A 17,362-nucleotide genomic window follows, 5' to 3' on the forward strand; every position below is an offset into this window, starting at 1 on the left:
TATGGACGAGTACAGAGATATAAACCAACTGCGCACTTTTGAACTAACGGTTAACAAAATAGGTTTCTGGAAACCCGAGTTTGAACTTACCGACGGGCAATTTGTATATGCCAAACTGAGGTTCCGCTCAAACTTTAAACGCGATGCTATTATAGAAACCCCGCAAGAAACTTTTACTATTAAACGTAAAGGCTGGTTTAACCGCACAATATTGATAAATAAAGGCGAGGAAGAAACCATCGGCACTTTGGTGCCCGAAACCTGGAAACGCGATTTTAATCTAAAGATGGACAACGGCTTCGAGGCGACATACCTGTATAAAAAGATGTTTTCAAAATCATTAAGCCTTATCAACGATACGCAGGGTAATATTTTAGACATCACCCAAAAGGCCTTTAGTTTTAAACAACCATATACCGTTACACTTAACCAGGTTGCGCAACAACCCAACACCCCGCCCCTGCCATTGCTGGCATTTATGGGCCTGGTAATTATTATGCTTCGGCAACAGCAGGCTGCAACCCAATAATATAACATGGCAGAAAAAAAAGCTTTTATATTAAGGATAAACCCGGATGTACTCAAGGAGATAGAAACATGGGGTGCCGATGAATTCCGCAGCACCAACGGGCAGATAGAGTATTTGCTGCAGGAGGCCCTCAAAGCCCGCAAAAAAACCTCCCGCAAAAAGAAAGATTCAGAATAGAAAATACTATGCATGCATAATATTTTCTATTTCTATCGTTACTATTCAAAGTAAAATCTAAATTTGCTTCACCATTATAATAAAACGCACTTTTCTTATGAAAGAAGTATATATCGTATCGGCCACCCGTACCCCTATTGGTAGTTTCGGCGGCAGCCTTGCATCATTATCAGCAACGCAATTGGGCGCTGTGGTTATTAAATCGGCAATTGAAAAGGCAGGTTTGCAACCAACCGATGTGCAGGAAGTATATATGGGCAACGTGTTATCGGCTAACTTAGGCCAGGCGCCTGCAACACAGGCAGCGATATTTGCCGGCTTGCCCTATTTGCCTGCTACAACGGTGAACAAAGTGTGCGCATCAGGCATGAAGGCAATTATGCTGGCAGCACAAAGCATCGCCAACGGCGATAACGATATTATACTTGCGGGCGGTATGGAAAGCATGAGCAATGTACCTTACTATCTTGATAAAGCCAGAAACGGTTACCGTTTGGGTAACGGGCAGATCATAGACGGGCTTGTCAAAGATGGCCTTTGGGATGTTTATAACGATTACCATATGGGGTCGGCGGCAGAACTTTGCGCGGTTGACTGCAATGTTACCCGCGAGGAGCAGGATGCCTTCGCTATTGAATCATACAAACGCGCTCAGGCATCGCAGGCCGATGGTAAATTTAAAACAGAGATAACGCCTGTTGAACTGAAAGATAAAAAAGGCGAAGTAACTTTGTTCAGTAATGACGAAGAGCCCGCAGCGGTAAAATTTGATAAGATCCCTACCCTTAAACCGGTGTTTAAAAAAGATGGTACCGTCACTGCGGCCAATGCATCAACCTTAAATGATGGCGCGGCAGCATTGATATTAATGAGCAAAGAAAAAGCCGACGCAATGGGCATTAAGCCTTTAGCTAAAGTTATTTCTTTTGCCGATGCACAACAAGCGCCCGAATACTTTACAACCGCCCCCGCAAAGGCTATTCCGTTGGCGTTGCATAAAGCAGGTATTGAAGCCGACCAGATAGATTTTTTCGAGATAAACGAGGCGTTTTCGGTAGTGTCATTAGCTAACAATAAGATCCTCCACTTAGATCCTGCCAAAGTGAACGTGAATGGTGGTGCTGTGGCAATCGGCCACCCGCTGGGTGCATCCGGTGCGCGTATAATTGTAACGTTGATACATGTGCTACAGCAAAACGGTGGCAAATTAGGCGCGGCAGGCATTTGTAACGGAGGCGGTGGCGCCAGCGCCATGGTTATCGAAAACTTGTTATAACATGCGTATTTCTTTTTAACAATTTAGCGGCTTGTTTTACGTTAATATTTATTATAAAAATATTTGATGAAAGGTATATTTATTGCCATTTTCCTGCTATTTACTTTCAGCGCATTATTTGCACAGCACTCTGACGAGGCCAAAGACATTAAAGAGCTAAAAATTTACCAGGACAGCCTTAAATCGCTCGGCAAAAAATTCATCAATGACCCTGACGACATGGAACGCAAGAACGCCAACTATCGGTTTATCCGAATGCTGGTAGCAGCGCTTAAAGTGCCGCATTCGTTTAACTACCCTTTCGATTCGGTAAAGGCAGTAAGCATTGTTAACTCGCCCGATAACCGTTTCCGCATACTAAGCTGGCATGTAATGAACCAGGACGGCAGCTACCGGTTTTACGGTACAGTGCAAATGAACACCGGCAACAGTTTGTTGATGCATCCGCTGGAAGACTACTCTCCTTTTCTGAAAAATCCCGAGGATTCTGTAACAAACTCAAGTAAATGGTATGGCGCGCAGTATTATAAGATCATCCGTGTAGCATCCGCAAAGCCCTATTACGTTTTATTGGGGTGGAAAGGTAATAATGTAAAATCAACCAAAAAAGTGATAGAAGTTTTATCATTTGATAAAGAGGATAAACCTGCCATGGGTATGCCTGTATTTGACGGCAATAGCAAAACCCGCAAGCGCGTTGTTTTTGAATATACCAGGCAAGCATCAATGCTGTTGCGTTACGTGCCCGATCAAAATCTGATCGTATTTGACCACCTCTCCCCCCCTGATCAGAAACTGAAAGACAGCCCCGAAACCTTTGGCCCCGACCTGAGTTACGATGGATACAAATTAAAGAACGGCCGCTGGGTGTATGTAGAAAACCTGGATATGCGCAACATCCCCGAGGATAAAGACTTAGGTTACGTTGACCCTAAGGCACAGGCAATTATAGACAGAAGCAGTATTCCGATCCGTAAAAAGAATTAAAATTTTATTCCGGCGCACAAATCAATACATTGGGGATACCCTGTGTAATAATTTCGGTATAAAATACCGGAATGACTTAATAATAGTATTTTAGACAAAAATTAGTTTTATAAGTATGGCAGAAAGCTTACAAGAAGCCACCCCGGCAAAATCAAAGTCGAGTTTCCCAAGGAGTGTTCCATTTATCATCGGTAACGAAGCAGCAGAGCGGTTTAGTTTTTACGGAATGCGGTCCGTACTTACACTGTTTTTAGTAAAACAATTTTTTAATCCTGAAGGTAATGCCGCGTTAACGGATCAGGCAAATGCACACGCCAATAAGTTACACCACCTTTTTGTAATGGTGGCTTATGCTTTGCCTTTTGTAGGTGGTATGATAGCTGATTGGTTTACAGGCAAATACAAGCTTATCCTGTATGTATCAATAATTTACTGTATAGGGCATCTAATGCTTGCCACGTTTGATGGTGGCCTTAGTGGTTTTGAATTAGGTTTACTTGTTGTTGCAATTGGTGCCGGCGGTATCAAATCATGTGTATCTGCTAACGTTGGCGATCAGTTTGATGCTACCAACCAGGATCTGCTTTCAAAAGTTTATGGCTGGTTCTATTTCAGTATCAACGCCGGTTCAATGATCTCTACCGTTGCTATTCCCTGGACTTATGAGCACTTTGGGCCTAAATGGGCTTTCGGTATCCCTGGGCTCCTGATGGCGTTGGCTACCATCATATTCTTTTCCGGACGTAAAAAGTATGTAAAGGTTCCGCCACAAGGCGTTAACCGTAATAACCTGGTATTTATTACCTGGTATGCACTAACGCACTTAAGCCAACGCAAACCGGGGCAGCAAATGCTTGATATTGCCAAAGAAAGCTACGACCCGGAACGCGTTGAAGGTGTAAAAGCCGTGTATCGGGTTATGACGGTATTCTTTTTCGCGCTGGCATTTTGGGCTGTTTGGGATCAATGTTTGTCTGAGTGGACATTGTACGCCGAAAAAATGGACCGCGTAATTAACCTTGGTTTTACTTCATTCACCATATATCCTGGTCAGCTGTCAACTTTTAACACTATATTCCTGCTGCTGTTTATCCCGCTGTTTAACTACGTAATATATCCATGGCTTGATAAACGCGGACTAAAAACAACACCACTGCGCAGGCTTGGTACCGGCCTCGTGTTAACGGCGTTAGCGTTTGTGGTAATCGGCGTTATCCATACCAGCCTTGATCATGGCGGCTCGCCTTCTATTTGGTGGCAGGTATTTGCCTTTATGGTACTTTCGGCAGCCGAAGTGCTTGTATCTATCACAGGTTTGGAATATGCCTATACACATTCACCAAAATCAATGAAAAGCACCATGACAGGAATCTGGTTCCTGGTGGTATCGTTCGGCAACCTAATTACTGCCGTTGTTAACGGGCTTATTGAAGATGGCGGCTGGTGGGCAACCGCTTTAAAAGGCGCCAACTATGAATGGTTTTTTGTGGCATTTATATGCGTGTTTATAATCGCATTCTTAATTATTTCACCGCGCCTAAAAGAACGAAACTACATTACCGACCCTGTTATATTAAATCAGGTAGCATCGGAGACCGAACGACTGTAAGCAAAATATTACTTTTAAAAACAGGAAAGTATCCCACTTTCCTGTTTTTTTATTTTAAAGCCGTTTAAAATTAAATTATTTTAGCAGCGTCCTTAAGAAAACCCAAAATCTACAGCTACTGTGCCTGATAGTATTGTCATTATTCCTACTTACAACGAGAAAGAAAATATCGAGCGAATGATCCGCAAGGTGTTTACACTTCCTCATGATTTCCATGTGCTTATCATTGATGATGGGTCGCCAGATGGTACAGCAAATATCGTAAGGCAGCTACAACAGGAATACAACGGTAAATTATTTATTGAGGAACGATCTGGCAAGCAAGGTTTAGGCACTGCTTATATCCATGGTTTTAAATGGGCTATTAGTCACCATTACGATTTTATTTTTGAAATGGATGCCGATTTCTCCCACAACCCTGATGATCTTTTACGCCTGCGCCAGGCTTGTATAGATGGAGCGGATGCTGCCATTGGCTCGCGCTACATAAAAGGTGTTAACGTGGTAAACTGGCCCATGAGCCGCGTGCTAATGAGTTTTTTTGCATCGGTTTATGTGCGTTTTATTACGGGGATTGATGTGCAGGATGCCACCGCCGGATTTATGTGTTACAAACGCAAGGTGCTGGAAACCCTAAACCTGAATAAAATAAAGTTTGTGGGCTATGCCTTCCAGATTGAGATGAAATACACTTCAATAAAGCATGGCTTTAAGGTAACCGAAGTACCCATCATATTTACCGACCGTACCGCTGGCACCTCTAAAATGTCTAAAGGTATTTTCAAGGAGGCATTCTTTGGGGTTATCCAAATGAAGATCAACAGCATTTTCAGGAAGTATCCGGAAGGGTAATAAAATTCGGATTTCGGGATGTTCGACTTCGAATTTATTCTCCGAAACCTTAATTTAACTTAACTTTACGCTAACCAAATCCGAAATCGAATATCTGAAATCCGAAATAAATAGCATGAACGAGAACCTCGACCCGGATAGCGAACGCCTTTCTCCAACCGAACGTGATATAGAAAAAGTATTACGGCCTCAGGCGTTTGAAGATTTTACCGGTCAGCATAAAATAATGGCAAACCTGCGCATTTTTGTACAGGCTGCCCGTCAGCGCGGCGAAGCGTTGGATCACGTGCTATTGCACGGCCCTCCAGGGTTAGGTAAAACCACCCTATCTAACATCATCGCTAACGAGATGGGCGTGGGTATTAAAATAACATCCGGCCCGGTGCTTGATAAACCCGGCGATCTTGCAGGCTTACTTACAGGTTTAGAAACCGGCGACATACTTTTTATTGATGAGATCCATCGTTTAAGTCCGTTGGTTGAGGAATACCTGTACTCGGCGATGGAGGATTTTAAGATAGATATTATGCTCGAGAGCGGCCCTAACGCACGTTCGGTACAGATTTCTCTTAACCCATTCACACTTGTTGGTGCAACTACACGGTCAGGTTTATTGACAGCCCCCTTACGTGCACGTTTCGGTATTAACAGCAGGCTGGAATATTACGATGCCAAATTACTTACTACAATTGTATTACGTTCAGCCACCATTTTGCGTACCCCTATCAGCGATGAGGGCGCTTACGAAATTGCCCGCCGAAGCCGTGGTACGCCACGTATTGCCAATGCCCTGTTACGCCGCACGCGCGATTTTGCTCAAATAAAAGGCGATGGTAACATTGATACCGCGATTGCCAAGTATGCTTTGAACGCATTGAATGTAGATGAACATGGTTTGGATGAAATGGATAATAAGATCTTATCTACCATTATCGATAAGTTTAAAGGCGGCCCGGTTGGGTTAAAAACCATTGCCACCGCCGTGGGCGAAGAAGAAGGCACCATAGAAGAAGTTTACGAACCTTTTTTGATCCAAGAAGGCTTTTTAATGCGCACAGCCCGGGGCCGCGAGGCTACCGAAAGCGCTTACAGGCATTTGGGCAAAATAAAAATGGGTGGAAACCCCTCACTATTTTAACAAATTAAATCTTCTCTCAATCTTTTTTTGTAACGATTAATTAATTAAAAATCAAGCAATTACAAATGTGTCATTTTTACACCGGGTGATAATTTTTTAACATTTAAGCATTATTGGGTTGCAGTTGTAGGATATTTTCCATTACTTGCCAGCACCAATTAAGGCCTATGTCTGACTTGATTTTACCTTGTGAAAAAGAGTTGCTTTTGAAAGTTGCCAGCGGCGATGAACATGCGTTTAGTGAACTGTTCAACACCCATCATCAACTTTTAGGTACACACATTTACCGCATTACCGATTCTATTGAATTGGCCGAAGAGGTGGTGCAAGATGTATTTTTAAAGATTTGGATAAGCCGCGAAACGCTAACAACCATCCACAATTTCCGAGCGTATTTATTTGTTATCTCCAAAAACCATGCGTTAAACTGCCTGCGCAAATTGGCAAAGGAACGTGTACACCAAAAAACCATAGAAGAGAACGCCGCTAACCTGGTACCCGAAGAAAACCCGGGGCTGGAGGGTTATTACAGTTTATTGGATCAGGCTATCGACCACTTGCCCCCACAGCAGCAAAAGGTATATTTGCTTAGCCGCCACAGCCGATTAAAGTACGATGAGATAGCCAACCAAATGGGACTCTCGCGCGAAACTGTAAAAAAGTATTTACAGGGTGCCACCCATTCTATCACCAGTTTTGTACAGTCGAATATTGATATTTCGGCTATAATTATACTGGCCGCGATGTTTTTTAAAAAATAACCACGAAGCAATACCCCCTTTTTTAACTCCGTTGGTGTCATATAACAAAAGTTCCCCGGCTTTTATACACTACCAGTTATTGAACAACATTTAATGAAAACATCCAGGTTAAGGTTGAGATACCTTTTTGATCACTATTATAGCAAAACGGCCACTCCAAAGGAGCGCGACGAACTATTTGCTGTAATAAATGCTGGCGCAAGCGATGAAGAGCTTTCAATGCTTATCCGCCAGGCCTGGGATGATCTTAGACCCGATGCCCCTTTGTTCAATAACAATAAAACAAGCCAGATGCTCAGTAATATTTTAGGCGCTGAAGGATTGAACAAACAAGTAAAAACTCACAACAATATATTTCTTTGGGGTAAAATATCCACGGCAGCTTTATTATTGATCGTTGTAACGTTTGGCGTTTACACCCTTCTGCACCCACAAAAAGCAGCGCAGCAACCACAAATAGCAAAAGTAAAACGCCCGCATAATGATGCCCTGCCCGGCGGTAATAAAGCATTGCTGACCCTCGCAAACGGCAAAACCATTATTTTGGATAATGCCGAGAACGGCACCCTCGCTAAACAAGGCACAACCCTGATTAAGAAAACTGCTGATGGACAGGTAATTTACAACACAACAGCTTTGGCCGATGCCGGAACTTTACCATCGATAAATACGATTACCACCCCACGTGGCGGCCAATACCAGGTGGTTTTGCCAGACGGAACCAAAGTTTGGTTAAACTCAGCATCATCATTAACGTTCCCAACCCGTTTTACCGGCAAAACAAGGCAGGTAGAAATTACCGGCGAGGCTTACTTTGAGGTAACCAAAAATGCTGCTGTGCCTTTTAAGGTTAAAACAAACCGCGCGGATATAGAAGTTTTAGGCACGCACTTCAATGTAATGGCCTATGATGACGAGGCAACCATGAAAACCACTCTGCTTGAAGGTGCGGTAAATATTACCAGCGGCACTTTCAGCGCGCTACTTAAACCCGGCCAGCAAGCCCAGATCAAAAGATCAGGCCAAAACAAAGTGGTTGACGGTGTGGACGTAGACGACGAAACCGCCTGGAAGAACGGCATTTTTCAGTTTCGCGAAGTTGGTATTGACGCCATACTGCGCCAGGCCGCCCGCTGGTACGCAGTAGATGTTACGTACAAAGGCAAAGTGCCTGATAAGGTTTTTACCGGCCGGATATCGCGTAATGTAAAGGCTTCAGTACTCTTAGATATTTTGAAATACACCGGCATTAACCTAAAAATTGAAGGAAACGAAATTATAGTGCTGTAAAGCCATTAAACAAGCCAAAAAACAATATCAATATACTCAATTATTCACCTCACAAAAACTCCATTATGATGAAAAAAATACACCCCAACAGCTAAGCACGAGGTGGCCCCGATAGCAGCGGTGCATTAGCGAGCTGCAAATTTCAAGCATAAAAAAAACCGGGAAGTGTTTCGACCCACTTTCCCGGCTAAAATGCCTGGGCCCCATAATCATGCAATCGACGAATTGAAAGTTAATGTTTAACCCAAACACAACAAACTTATGAATTTTAATTCTAAGGCTGTGCCTTTGGCATGGTCTAAACTATCCAAAATAATATTGGTTATGAAACTCACTGCCATTTTAATAATTGCAGCCCTTACCAATGTGAGCGCAAAGACATTCAGCCAGACTGTTTCCTTGCGCCAAAAGAACGCTTCTGTAGAAAAAGTTTTACGCCTTATTGAGAAACAAACAGGTTATCATTTCATGTATGATAAAAACGATGTATCAAAAGCAGGCGGCATCAATATCGATGTTGACAAAGTAAGCGTTGACCAGGCATTGGTTATCGCGTTTAAAGATCAGCCCCTCACCTACAAAATTTTCCAGGAAACTATTGTAGTAAAAAAGAAGGACGCTGATAACAACGCTGTTGAAATTAAAGCTGTTGACGTTACCGGTACTGTAAGCGATGCTAAAGGCCCCTTACCGGGCGTAAACGTTAAGTTAAAAGGCACCACAACAGGCACGAGTACAGATGTTAACGGTAAGTACAAGTTAACCGTACCTGAAGGTACGGGCACTTTGGTTTTCAGCTTTATTGGTTACACCAGCCAGGAGCAGCCAATTAACAACCGCGCAACTATTGATATTACTTTGGTTGAAGCACCAAAAGCATTAAGCGAGGTAGTGGTTGTAGGTTATGGTACTTCAAAACGTGTAGACCTTACCGGATCGGTAGGTAGCGTAGGCAGCAAGGCATTGCAGGAAAGGCCTCAAACCAATCTTGAGCAGGAGCTTGCAGGTAAAATTGCCGGCGTAAACGTATCCAGCAACTCGGGTGCACCGGGCGGCGCTACAAAAGTCCGCATCCGTGGTTATACGTCCCTTAACGCGAATACAGACCCACTTTATGTGGTAGACGGCGTGGTTTGGACAGAAGGCGGTAATGCCATCAACCCTAATGACGTTGAATCTATCGACGTACTGAAAGATGCGTCATCAACCGCTATTTATGGTACACGTGGTGCAAACGGCGTTATTTTAGTTACCACTAAACGTGGGACAAGAGGCGGCGCGGGTACTGTTAGCTATGATAGCTATGTAAGCGTTAGCAAAATGGCTAAAAAGCTGGATGTGCTTAATGCTAAAGAATTTTTAGCTATTGAAGATCTGGGCTACGCCAATATCCAAAAGTACGATCCTACGGGTTGGGCAGCAGGTAATTATGCATCTAAAGATCCAAAAGTTATCCGCACAGCGCTTATTGGTAAGCTGTTTGACGCTAACCTGCAACCGCTTTATGACGTAGACTGGCAAGATGCTACTACCCGTACAGCAGTTAGCCAAAACCATAACCTGGGTTTTACCGGCAACAGCGAAAAAATGAACTACGGTTTCTTTTTAAATTATGCTGATGATCAGGGTATCATCCTTAACAGCTACTTAAAACGCTACAACGCACGTTTAACTTTTGATAACCAGATAAAATCATGGTTAAAAGTAGGAGCTACTTTAAACTATAACGCCCAGGAAGGCCGCGCGCAGGATAACGGCACAGGTGGTAATAACATACCACGTATGTTAGTGGAGATGCCTTCTATCATCCCTATCCGTTACCCCGATGGCAGCTATGGTAAACGTACTGACTACCCTAACCTTGAAGGTGGCGACAACCCGGTTGCGCAGGCAAATGAGAATATTCAATTAACCAAAATCCGTGTATTTAGCGGTAACACTTACGCCAACTTTAACATTTTACCAAGTTTGCAGTTCCGCAGTGTTCTGGGTGTTACTACATCAGCAAACTACTACCCAAGTTCGCAAACAGGTTTAATTGGTGGTGCATCTGCAAGCCAGGATTATAGTTCGGCATCAATACGCGAAGCCAACAACGTTTTCTGGCAATGGTCAAACTACTTCACGTACGATAAAACCTTTGCGGGTATCCACAAGATAAACCTTGTAGCAGGTTTCGAGCGTCAAAACTTTAAACAAACAGGTTTTGGTGCATCAACCAGCACGCTGTCTGATAATTTTTATAGTTATTACAACCTTGCCGCCGGACAAATCCCCGGCATCCCTACTTCAAACTATGATGGATGGCAAATGCAATCGTTTTTTGCGCGTTTAAACTATAATTTAAAAGAGAAATATCTATTAACCGTAACGGGCCGCCAGGATGGTTCATCACGTTTGGGCAGTAATACCAAAACCGGTTTCTTCCCTTCAGCAGCCTTAGCCTGGAGAGCATCGCAAGAGTCATTCCTTAAGGATAACAAAACCATATCTGACCTTAAATTCAGATTAAGCTATGGTTTAACCGGTAACACTGAGATTGGCGAATACCGTTCACCAGCAAACATTGAAACAACTCCTTACGTATTTGGTGGCGCACAAGCAATTGGTACCCACCAAACATCTATTGGTAACGACCAACTAGGATGGGAGAAAAACTCCGAGATTGACTTTGGGGTATCTTTAGGACTTTTCAATAACCGTATCAACATCGAGGCTGACGCGTTCGTAAAAAAAACGCAGGCACTATTGCTTAACTCTCCAATACCAGAGACAAGCGGTTTTCCAAATGTGTTCAGGAATATTGGTAAATTGCAAAATAAAGGTATCGAGCTTGCCATTAATACCACTAATATTAAATCAAAAGATTTTAGTTGGACATCCAATTTCAATATCACATTCTTAAACACCAAGATCTTATCCCTTGGTCAAAACAATGATGATATTTTTCTACCTCCGAGCTTCTTATCAAACTTTAATCTGATGAGGGTTGGTTTATCACCGGGTAGCTTTTATGGTTACACCGTGTTAGGCACATGGAGCACATCAGAAGCCGCGCAAGCAGCCTCTTACAATGGCCTTAAACCGGGTGACCTTAAGATAAAAGACCTGAACGGCGACGGAAAAATCACCGCAGATGACCGCGAGGTGCTGGGTAAATCAACCCCGGATGGTTTTGGTACATTCAGCAACAACTTCCGTTATAAAGGTATTGAGCTTGGTATCGAGTTACAGTTCAACTACGGTAACCAGATCATGAACTTAACCAAACACTCTGGCCAGGACCGTACAGGCCAGGCCAACAGCTATGCCACTGTATTAGATGCCTGGACACCTGATCATCAAAACACATCAATAGCTGAAACCCGCCCTGCTTACGTAGGTTACCAAACTGAGATCTACTCTACCAAGGTAGAAAACGGTAACTTTATCCGTGGCCGGTCGGTTACTTTGGGTTACAATTTTTCTGATAATATCTTAAAACGATTAAAGGTAAGCAGATTAAGAGTTTACGCGCAAGCCCAAAACCTTTTCATCATAACAAAATACACAGGTTACGATCCAGAGGTTTCTACCTACAACGGTAGCAGCAACTTTACCCAGGGCATCCAGTTTTACGATTATCCAAAACCAAGGACATTCCTGCTTGGTGTAAATGTTAGTTTCTAATTAAACCATTTAATATATACTATTATGAAGTTTAACTTAAAAAAATATAGGGCCGGTATATTATTACTTATCCTTACGGCATCTGCAAGCAGTTGCAAAAAATACCTCGACGAAGAAAGACGAGATAACTTTAATAACCAAAACTACTTTACCACCGCTTCGCAGGCGCAAACATTTGTAAACGGTATTTATTCAAATTTATACATGTTTCAAAATGGTGATGCTTACGGCGAGAGCCCGTTCATTACTTTAGAGCTTTTTGCAGGCCATGCAACAACGCTTGGGCAAAGTGTGAATAATAAGCAGGTAATAAACCAAACTACAAGCCCCACAAACCCGGGTTTTGAAACAGTGTGGTCAAACAGTTACGCAGCCATAGCAAATGCTAACGTAGCGCTTAAACGCATTCCCGCCATTACAATGCCGGATGCTGATAAGAAAAAACTGCTTGGCGAAGTTTACTTCATGAGGGCTTTCTTTTACTTTCATTTAGTAAGGTTATACGGCGATGTGCCTTTGATAACAGAACCGGTTACCATCACCAGCGAAACCCTTTATCCTGAGCGTTCGCCTATCGCTTCTGTTTATGACCTGATAGTTGCCGACCTTAAAGCCGCTAAAGACTCAGGCTTACCCGCTACTGAGCAAACCGGCCGTGTGTCGTTAGGTGCAGTGCGTACATTATTAGGCAGTGTTTATTTAACTATGGCAGGTTATCCTTTGCAAAAACCAGAGAACTACGCGTTAGCTGCTGCAGAAGTGTTGCCAGTTTTAACACAATACAGCTTATTTAACGATTATGCATTTTTGCATGATAACGCCCACAAAAATCAAGGCGAGCTGATCTTCCAGATCAATTACCTGGTGGGTGTTAAAGAAAACGCCATACCGCAGTTAACTATTCCTTTTAACTTACAAGTTGGTGCTTATGGCGATCACTTGGGCGCTATGCTCCCTACCACGCAATTTATTGCCAGCTACCCTGCCGGTGATAAACGCGCTAAAGAAAGAGAGTTTTTCTACAGCAGCTATCCGAAAGATAAAGACCCCTCAACAATAATTACGTTTGAGAAACCCGCGCTTTACAAATTTTTCCATGTAGAGAGTGCTTTAGGTAATGGTAAAAGTGACGAGAATTGGACGCTGTTCCGTTTACCCGAAGCCCAGCTAATTTACGCCGAAGCGCAAAACGAAGCAGACGGCGCCCCTAATGCGACAGCTATTGCCGCGCTCGAAGCTATCCGCGGCCGCGCACAACTTGCTCCGTACGGCGCTTTGTCTCAAACAGCGTTCCGCGAAGCAGTTTGGAAAGAACGTTATCTTGAACTTTGTTATGAGGATAAAGCCTATTTTGATATCCAGCGTACGCATAAGATCTACGTTGTACCAGGCGGTACATTTGCTGAAGCTACATCAACGGCAAATGAGCAGGGTATTACCATGAAATCTCAATATTACCTGTGGCCAATACCACAACGCGAGATAAATACAAGCCCCAAGTTGACACAAAACCCAGGTTGGCAATAATTTTACAATATAAAAGACTGGCAATACCCGCCAGTCTTTTATATTTACGGCCGGTTTACATCTATTATACTTTAACTGACACATGAAAAAAAGATTTCTACTTTTAAGTACCTTTTTGTTTGCAGCCTCTTCATTTGCACAGCAGGTAGCCAAAGTAACTGATCCGGTAGAATGGATCAACCCGTTGATGGGTACACAATCAAAATACGACCTGAGTAACGGCAATACCTACCCTGCCATTGCCTTACCATGGGGCATGAACTTCTGGACACCTACTACAGGTAAAATGGGCGACGGGTGGCAATACACCTACGATGCCTACAAAATAAACGGCTTTAAACAAACTCACCAGCCATCACCCTGGATGAACGATTACGGGCAGTTTGCTATTATGCCGGTAACAGGTGAGCTTAAGGTATCGCAAAAAGGCCGCGAAAGCTGGTTCTCGCACAAGGCGGAAATTGCTAAACCATACTATTACAGCGTTTACCTTGCCGATCATGATATTACTACCGAGATTGCTCCTACCGAACGTAGCGCGCAATTCAGGTTTACTTATCCCCAATCAAACAACTCGTACATTATTGTTGATGCGTTTGATAAGGGATCATACATAAAAGTTATCCCGGGCGAGAAAAAGATAGTTGGTTACTCTACCAAATACGCGCGCGGCCCGCTTAAAAACTTCAAGAACTACTTTGTTATATATGTAGATAAGCCAATTACCACGGCCCAGGTTTACAGCGATACCACGCTTAAAGATGGTTTAGAACTTGATGCCAAGCACGCTATGGCTGTTATTGGTTTTAAAACTGCAAAGGGCGAAAAAGTAAACATGAGGGTAGCCTCATCATTCATCAGCATTGAGCAAGCTGAAATAAGCCTTAACAGGGAAGTAGGTAATGATAACTTCGACCAAACCAAGCAAAAAGCAAAAGATGTTTGGAACAAAACTTTAAGCAAACTTGCTGTTGAAGGTGGTTCGGTAGAGCAGGTAAAAACATTTTACTCTTGCCTTTACCGCATGCTGTTCTTCCCAAATAAAATGTACGAGCTGGATGCCAAGAACCAACCAATACACTGGAGCGCGCAAAACGGCCAGATATTACCGGGCTACAAATTTGCAGGTACAGGCTTTTGGGATACCTTCAGGGCCCTATACCCGTTCCTGAACCTTGTTTACCCATCTATCAACAAAGAAATGCAAGCCGGATTGGTTAATGATTACAAAGAAGGTGGCTGGCTACCAGAGTGGAGCAGCCCCGGTTACTCTGATGTAATGGTGGGCAACAACTCCGCCGCCGTAGTATCAGATGCTTACCTAAAAGGTGGCCGCGGTTACGATATCCAAACATTATATCAAGCCCTGTTACATGGCGCCAATAACGATGGCCCTGCAGCTACCGGCAGAGACGGTGTAGATTACTACAACACTCTGGGCTACGTACCTTACGATGTTAAAATAAACGAGAATGCTGCCCGTACATTAGAATATGCTTTTGACGACTTCACTATCTACAAATTGGGTAAGGCATTAAACCGCCCAACAGCCGAAACGGAGATCTACCGCAAACGCAGTATGAACTACAAAAACCTGTTTGATAAGGAAACCGGTTTAATGCGTGGTAAAAATAAGGATGGTAAATTCCAATCGCCGTTTAATCCGTTTAAATGGGGCGATGCCTTTACCGAGGGCAACAGCTGGCACTACACCTGGAGCGTTTTCCATGATATACAAGGCCTGGTTGACCTGATGGGTGGCAAACAAAAATTCAGTGCAAAACTGGATTCGGTTTTCAGTCTTCCCCCTATTTTTGACGATAGCTATTACGGCGAGGTTATCCACGAGATCCGCGAGATGCAGATAGCAGGCATGGGCCAGTACGCGCATGGTAATCAACCCATTCAACATATGACCTACCTGTACAACTACTCGGGCGAGCCATGGAAAACCCAATTGCACGTACGCGATGTGATCAACAAAATGTACCACTCGGCACCAGATGGTTACTGTGGCGACGAGGATAACGGCCAAACATCTGCCTGGTACGTATTTTCGGCAATGGGCTTCTACCCGGTTACCCCATCCACAGACCAATATGTGTTAGGCGCGCCGCTCTTCAAAAAAGTGATCCTAACTTTAGAGAACGGCAAAACTGTTACTATCAACGCGCCAAAAAACAGCCCTGCAAACAGGTTCGTAACCAGCCTTACAGTTAACGGTAAACCATATACAAACAACTGGTTAAGCCACAAAGCGCTACAGCAGGGCCAGGTTTTAAACTTTGACATGTCGGCTGTGCCTAACAAGGCAAGAGGTACTAAAGCTGCAGACGTGCCTTATTCGCTGTCAAATGAGAAGTAATTCTATCATAAAATTCATGAAGCTTATAATGTGCCTGATACTTGTATCGGGCACATTCAAGTCGGTTGCGCAGGTAACTCCTACCATTAAACCTTTAACGCCAACAGCAACTGTTACACCTGTTTTACTTAGCACCCAAAAGATAGGTATAGCAGGGTTGGCTCATGATCATGTACATAACATCCTTGGCGATTACCGCGACGGCAAAGTACTTATTGTAGGCATTGCCGAGGCTGATAAACAACTGCGTGCACGCTACCAAAAACAATACAACCTGCCCGATTCAATTTTTTTCGACGACCTGAAAAAACTGGTCGCCACAAAAAAGCCGGATGTGGTTTTGGGCTATAACCCGGTTGCCAAACACATTGACATTGTTGAGGTTTGTGCACCGCTGGGCATTTCGGTTATGGTAGAAAAACCTTTGGCAGCTACCCTTGCGCAGGCCAGCCGTATGGAATTTTTAGCTTTAAAATACTATATAAAGCTAATGACCAATTACGAAACCACGTGGTACCCATCTTACCAGCACGTGTACGATATAGCCAATATGGATAGCCTTGGGCAGATCCGCAAGATGGTGGTGCACGATGGGCACCAGGGGCCAAAAGAGATTGGTTGCAGTAAGGATTTTACCAATTGGCTTACCGACCCCGAAATGAATGGTGCAGGCGCCCTTAACGATTTTGGCTGCTACGGCGCCGACCTGATGACCTGGTTAATGAACGGGCAAAAACCCATCGCGGTTACGGCTGTGGCCCGCCATTTTAAACTACAAACCTACCCAAAGGTAGAGGATGATGCAACCATCATTGTAGAATACCCAACCGCGACAGGCATTATTGAGGCATCCTGGAACTGGCCATTCTCTATTAAAGATCTGGAAGTATTTGGGGATGAGGGATATATGCATGCTTTAGACAAGGACAATGTATTTACCCGGATAGACAAACATCCTACAACCACTACAGTTGCTCCGCCATTGTTAGCGCCAAATGACCACCCTATCTCCTATTTGCAACAGGTGGTAAATAACAGGCAGCGGGGTATCGCCGACAGGTCTTCACTTAAATATAATATGATAGTGATGCAGATACTGGATGCCGCAAAACGTTCAATAGCAGAAAATAAGCGGATAGTACTTTAGTACTTCGTCGCAACAAAGCCCGCTAATCGCGGGCT

General features: G+C 43.7%; 13 protein-coding genes. All 13 read left to right on the forward strand.

The annotated features are described in order from the left end of the window. Position 1 precedes the first annotated feature (1 nt). The 13 genes from ACVW0P_RS07855 to ACVW0P_RS07915 all read left to right on the forward strand — a co-directional run bounded on the left by ACVW0P_RS07855 (position 2) and on the right by ACVW0P_RS07915 (position 17,327). Entirely contained in the window at positions 2 to 529 is a 528-nt protein-coding gene (locus tag ACVW0P_RS07855) for a hypothetical protein (RefSeq protein WP_457131586.1), read from the forward strand. Between the two features lie 6 nt (positions 530 to 535). After that, on the forward strand, positions 536 to 706 hold the full coding sequence (locus tag ACVW0P_RS07860; RefSeq protein ID WP_354431029.1) for an Arc family DNA binding domain-containing protein: 171 nt from the start codon (positions 536 to 538) through the stop codon (positions 704 to 706). Positions 707 to 803: 97 nt separating this feature from the next. Beyond that, positions 804 to 1,982: an acetyl-CoA C-acyltransferase gene (locus tag ACVW0P_RS07865; protein WP_457131587.1), complete on the forward strand. Its 1,179-nt coding sequence runs from the start codon at positions 804 to 806 to the stop codon at positions 1,980 to 1,982. 66 nt (positions 1,983 to 2,048) lie between these two features. After that, on the forward strand, positions 2,049 to 2,969 hold the full coding sequence (locus ACVW0P_RS07870; RefSeq protein ID WP_457131588.1) for a hypothetical protein: 921 nt from the start codon (positions 2,049 to 2,051) through the stop codon (positions 2,967 to 2,969). Between the two features lie 115 nt (positions 2,970 to 3,084). After that, a complete protein-coding gene (locus ACVW0P_RS07875; RefSeq protein ID WP_457131589.1) occupies positions 3,085 to 4,578 on the forward strand; it encodes a POT-type proton-dependent oligopeptide transporter in 1,494 nt (497 codons plus the stop codon). Positions 4,579 to 4,698: 120 nt separating this feature from the next. Further along, positions 4,699 to 5,430, forward strand: coding sequence for a polyprenol monophosphomannose synthase (locus ACVW0P_RS07880; RefSeq protein ID WP_354431033.1), 732 nt, complete (start codon positions 4,699 to 4,701; stop codon positions 5,428 to 5,430). 115 nt (positions 5,431 to 5,545) lie between these two features. Then, positions 5,546 to 6,568 (forward strand): Holliday junction branch migration DNA helicase RuvB, encoded by a 1,023-nt coding sequence (gene ruvB, locus ACVW0P_RS07885; protein WP_354431034.1) that lies wholly within the window; start codon positions 5,546 to 5,548, stop codon positions 6,566 to 6,568. A gap of 167 nt (positions 6,569 to 6,735) precedes the next feature. Next, a complete protein-coding gene (locus ACVW0P_RS07890) occupies positions 6,736 to 7,329 on the forward strand; it encodes an RNA polymerase sigma factor (RefSeq protein ID WP_457131590.1) in 594 nt (197 codons plus the stop codon). A gap of 93 nt (positions 7,330 to 7,422) precedes the next feature. Next, the gene (locus ACVW0P_RS07895; protein WP_354431036.1) at positions 7,423 to 8,619 is read left to right on the forward strand and encodes a FecR family protein; all 1,197 of its coding nucleotides are present in this window, start codon (positions 7,423 to 7,425) and stop codon (positions 8,617 to 8,619) included. Between the two features lie 261 nt (positions 8,620 to 8,880). Then, positions 8,881 to 12,288: a SusC/RagA family TonB-linked outer membrane protein gene (locus ACVW0P_RS07900; protein ID WP_457131591.1), complete on the forward strand. Its 3,408-nt coding sequence runs from the start codon at positions 8,881 to 8,883 to the stop codon at positions 12,286 to 12,288. 24 nt (positions 12,289 to 12,312) lie between these two features. Next, the gene (locus ACVW0P_RS07905; RefSeq protein ID WP_457131592.1) at positions 12,313 to 13,815 is read left to right on the forward strand and encodes a RagB/SusD family nutrient uptake outer membrane protein; all 1,503 of its coding nucleotides are present in this window, start codon (positions 12,313 to 12,315) and stop codon (positions 13,813 to 13,815) included. Positions 13,816 to 13,897: 82 nt separating this feature from the next. Beyond that, positions 13,898 to 16,180, forward strand: a complete 2,283-nt coding sequence (locus ACVW0P_RS07910; RefSeq protein ID WP_457131593.1) for a GH92 family glycosyl hydrolase — start codon at positions 13,898 to 13,900, stop codon at positions 16,178 to 16,180. 16 nt (positions 16,181 to 16,196) lie between these two features. Beyond that, entirely contained in the window at positions 16,197 to 17,327 is a 1,131-nt protein-coding gene (locus tag ACVW0P_RS07915) for a Gfo/Idh/MocA family protein (RefSeq protein ID WP_457131594.1), read from the forward strand. Positions 17,328 to 17,362 lie beyond the last annotated feature (35 nt).

It is taken from the genome of Mucilaginibacter sp. UYNi724 (assembly GCF_054057495.1).

Coding starts and splice junctions, on each gene's coding strand:
- ruvB (WP_354431034.1), top strand. CDS start 5,546: ATGAACGAGAACCTCGACCCGGATAGCGAACGCCTTTCTCCAACCGAA.
- ACVW0P_RS07865 (WP_457131587.1), top strand. CDS start 804: ATGAAAGAAGTATATATCGTATCGGCCACCCGTACCCCTATTGGTAGT.
- ACVW0P_RS07900 (WP_457131591.1), top strand. CDS start 8,881: ATGAATTTTAATTCTAAGGCTGTGCCTTTGGCATGGTCTAAACTATCC.
- ACVW0P_RS07910 (WP_457131593.1), top strand. CDS start 13,898: ATGAAAAAAAGATTTCTACTTTTAAGTACCTTTTTGTTTGCAGCCTCT.
- ACVW0P_RS07890 (WP_457131590.1), top strand. CDS start 6,736: ATGTCTGACTTGATTTTACCTTGTGAAAAAGAGTTGCTTTTGAAAGTT.
- ACVW0P_RS07855 (WP_457131586.1), top strand. CDS start 2: ATGGACGAGTACAGAGATATAAACCAACTGCGCACTTTTGAACTAACG.
- ACVW0P_RS07895 (WP_354431036.1), top strand. CDS start 7,423: ATGAAAACATCCAGGTTAAGGTTGAGATACCTTTTTGATCACTATTAT.
- ACVW0P_RS07875 (WP_457131589.1), top strand. CDS start 3,085: ATGGCAGAAAGCTTACAAGAAGCCACCCCGGCAAAATCAAAGTCGAGT.
- ACVW0P_RS07870 (WP_457131588.1), top strand. CDS start 2,049: ATGAAAGGTATATTTATTGCCATTTTCCTGCTATTTACTTTCAGCGCA.
- ACVW0P_RS07905 (WP_457131592.1), top strand. CDS start 12,313: ATGAAGTTTAACTTAAAAAAATATAGGGCCGGTATATTATTACTTATC.
- ACVW0P_RS07860 (WP_354431029.1), top strand. CDS start 536: ATGGCAGAAAAAAAAGCTTTTATATTAAGGATAAACCCGGATGTACTC.
- ACVW0P_RS07915 (WP_457131594.1), top strand. CDS start 16,197: ATGAAGCTTATAATGTGCCTGATACTTGTATCGGGCACATTCAAGTCG.